Annotated in this window: 3 protein-coding genes and 1 pseudogene; all 4 read left to right on the top strand. The window is 66.3% G+C overall.

The features are described from left to right. Window positions 1-356 (top strand): annotated as a pseudogene (locus tag ACXRVZ_RS27380) (TRAP transporter substrate-binding protein DctP); the annotation flags it as partial. A 7-nt stretch (window positions 357-363) separates the two neighbouring features. After that, window positions 364-939, top strand: coding sequence for a TRAP transporter small permease (locus ACXRVZ_RS27385; RefSeq protein WP_457426964.1), 576 nt, complete (start codon window positions 364-366; stop codon window positions 937-939). Further along, window positions 936-2,297, top strand: coding sequence for a TRAP transporter large permease (locus ACXRVZ_RS27390; RefSeq protein ID WP_458233104.1), 1,362 nt, complete (start codon window positions 936-938; stop codon window positions 2,295-2,297). The genes ACXRVZ_RS27385 and ACXRVZ_RS27390 overlap by 4 nt, the downstream gene beginning before the upstream one ends. A gap of 10 nt (window positions 2,298-2,307) precedes the next feature. Continuing rightward, the coding region (locus ACXRVZ_RS27395) for a malonate decarboxylase subunit alpha (protein WP_458233105.1) at window positions 2,308-3,245 on the top strand (938 nt) is incomplete at its 3' end.

A 3,245-nucleotide genomic window follows, 5' to 3' on the forward strand; every position in this document is an offset into this window, starting at 1 on the left:
CCTTCAAGCTGGAGGAGATCGCCAAGCACCTGACCTCCGGCCGCCAGCGCACCTACTGGTTCATGTTCGAGCCGCTGATGATCTCCAAGGAGGTCTTCAACAAGCTGCCCAAGGCGCAGCAGGACATCGTCATGGGCGTGGGCGCCGAGCTGGAGGTGTTTGCCCGTGACGCCGCCAAGGCCGACGACAAGGCTGCGGCCGAGATCTACGCCAAGGCCGGCGCCAAGGTTTATGACATGGACGAGGCGACGCTGAAGAAGTGGCAGGCCATCGCACGCGACACCGCGTGGAAGGATTTCGGCGAGAAGAACGAATCCTGCGCCGCGATCCTCAAGGCCGCGCAGAAGCTGCTGTGAGCACCCCATGAGCCACGGTTTTGAAATGGGGCCGGCGGCGGTTGCCGGCATCGACCCCGACACCCCCGCGCTGCTGCGGCCCATCGCCCGCATGCTGAACGTCATCAACCATGCGCTGGTCGTGCTGGGCATGCTGGCCCTGCTGGTGGCCTCCTGTGTGCTGACCTATAGCGTCGTGTCGCGCTATGTGATGAAAGCGTCGACGGACTGGCAGGACGAGGCGGCAGTGTTTTGCCTGGTCGGCGCTACGTTCCTGTGTGGCGCGTTTGTGCAGTCGCTGCGCGGCCACGTTGGCATCGAGGCCATCGCCGGCCTGCTGCCGCGCTCGGTCAACCGCCTGCGCCTGATGCTGGTGGACCTGATGTGCACCGCCTTCTGCGCCTTCTTCGCGTGGAAGTCCTGGACGCTGTTCCACGAGGCCTGGGCCGAGGGCCAGACCACGTCGTCCTCCTGGGCGCCGCCGCTGTGGATTCCCTACGGCCTGATGGCCCTGGGCATGACGCTGCTCAGCCTGCAACTGCTGGTGCAGCTCACGGCGCGCGTCAACGGCCTCTTCAAACCTACGCAAGGAGCGCTGGCATGAGCATGCTCGTCCTCGGCTCGCTGTTCGGCGTCGTCACGCTGCTGTTCATGTTCTCGGGCGCGCCGATCGCGTTCGCGCTCGGCAGCGTGGCGGTGCTGTTCATGGCCATCTTCATGCCGGCATCGGCGCTGGACACGGTCACGCAGAACGTCTACGAGGAGATGGCCAGCATCACGCTGCTCTCCATCCCGCTGTTCATCCTAAAGGGCGCGGCCATCGGCAAGTCACGCGCCGGGCAGGACCTTTACGCCGCCATGCATGTGTGGATGGGCCGCATCCCCGGCGGCCTGGGCATTGCCAATGTGTTCGCCTGCGCGCTGTTCGCGGCCATGGCCGGCTCCAGCCCCGCCACTTGCTCGGCCATCGGCAGCGCCGGCATCCCGGAGATGCGCAAGCGCGGCTACTCGCCCGGCTTTGCGGCCGGCATCATCGCGGCCGGCGGCACGCTGGGCATCCTGCTGCCGCCGTCCATCACGATGATCCTGTACGCGGTGGCGGCCGAGCAGTCGCTGGGCCGGCTCTTCCTGGCCGGCATCTTCCCGGGCGTGCTGCTGGTCGGCTTGTTTGCGGCCTACGCGGCCTTTCGCTATCGCAAGGAATACGCGCTGGCCGAGGCCGAGTTCAAGCGCTCGGGCACGGCGTCCGCGCTGCTGGCCAACGAGACCTTCACGAACCGCGAGAAGTTCGAGATGCTGCCGCGCGTCGTGCCCTTCGTGCTGCTGCTGATCGGCGTCATGGTTGCGCTGTACGGTGGCTTCGCGACGCCGTCCGAGACGGCCGGCCTGGGCGCGCTGCTGGCGCTGGCGCTGATCGCCGTCATCTACGGCGTCTGGCGGCCCAAGGACGTGGCCCCCATCCTCACGTCGACGCTGAAGGAATCGACCATGCTGATGCTCATCATCGGCATGTCGCTGCTGTTCTCCTACGTGATGAGCTATTTGCACATCAGCCAGTCGGCGGCGGAGTGGATCGTCGGCATGCAGCTGTCCAAATGGGTGCTGCTGGCGGCGGTGCTGCTGATGGTCATCCTGCTGGGCTTTTTCCTGCCGCCGGTCAGCATCATCCTGATGACGGCGCCCATCATCCTGCCGCCGCTGAAGGCTGCCGGGTTCGACCTGATCTGGTTCGGCGTGCTGATGACCATCGTCATGGAGACCGGCCTCATCCATCCGCCGGTCGGGCTCAACATCTTCGTCATCAAGAACATCGCGCCCGACATTGACTTGCGGGACATCATCTGGGGCGTGCTGCCTTTCGTCGTGCTGATGCTGCTGGCGGTGCTGCTGATCTGCATATTCCCGGGCATCGCGACGGGCTTGCCCGACATGGTGATGGGCGTCGCCGCCAAGGCGCACTGAGGAGCCATCGATGAACGCTCCCGCCTGGAACCTGCGCGACCGCGAGCGCCGCGAGCGCCTCTCGCGGGCAGCCGAACTCACCGGTGTGCAGGGTCGGCGCGTCGCCACAGAAGCCATCGTGTCGCTGCTGGAAGCCGTGCTGCAACCCGGTGACCGCGTCTGCCTGGAAGGCAACAACCAGAAGCAGGCCGACTTCCTCGCGCAGTCGCTGACGCAAGTGGACCCGCAGCGCGTGCGCGACCTGCACATGGTGCAGTCGGTACTGGCCCTGCCCGAGCATCTGGATATCTTCGAGAGCGGCATTGCCAAGCGGCTGGACTTCAGCTTCTCCGGCCCGCAGGGCGCGCGGCTGGCCAAGCTGGTGTCGTTGGGCGGCATCGAGATCGGCGCCATCCACACCTACCTGGAACTGTTCGCCCGCTACTTCGTCGACCTGACGCCCAAGGTCGCGCTGGTGGCCGCACACGCGGCGGACGCGGCAGGCAATCTCTACACCGGCCCCAACACCGAGGACACGCCCGCCATCGTCGAAGCCACGGCCTTCTCGGGCGGCATCGTCATCGCCCAGGTCAACGAGATCGTGGACGTCTTGCCGCGCATCGACATCCCCGCCGACTGGGTCGATTTCGTCGTCCAGGCGCCGCGCCCCAACCTCATCGAGCCGCTGTTCACGCGCGACCCGGCGCAGATCAGCGAGATCCAGGTGCTGATGGCCATGATGGCCATCAAGGGCATCTATGCCGAGTACGGCGTGCAGCGCCTGAACCACGGCATCGGCTTCGACACGGCGGCCATCGAGCTGCTGCTGCCGACTTACGGCGAGTCGCTGGGGCTCAAGGGCAAGATCTGCCGGCACTGGGCGCTGAACCCGCACCCGGCGCTGATCCCTGCCATCGAGGCGGGCTGGGTGGAGTCCATCCACTCCTTCGGCTCCGAGCTGGGCATGGA

This window comes from Roseateles sp. P5_E8, from assembly GCF_054177665.1.

Bases quoted from the DNA above. Each gene is read 5' to 3' on its own strand.
- ACXRVZ_RS27385 (WP_457426964.1), top strand. From the start codon at position 364: ATGAGCCACGGTTTTGAAATGGGGCCGGCGGCGGTTGCCGGCATCGAC.
- ACXRVZ_RS27390 (WP_458233104.1), top strand. From the start codon at position 936: ATGAGCATGCTCGTCCTCGGCTCGCTGTTCGGCGTCGTCACGCTGCTG.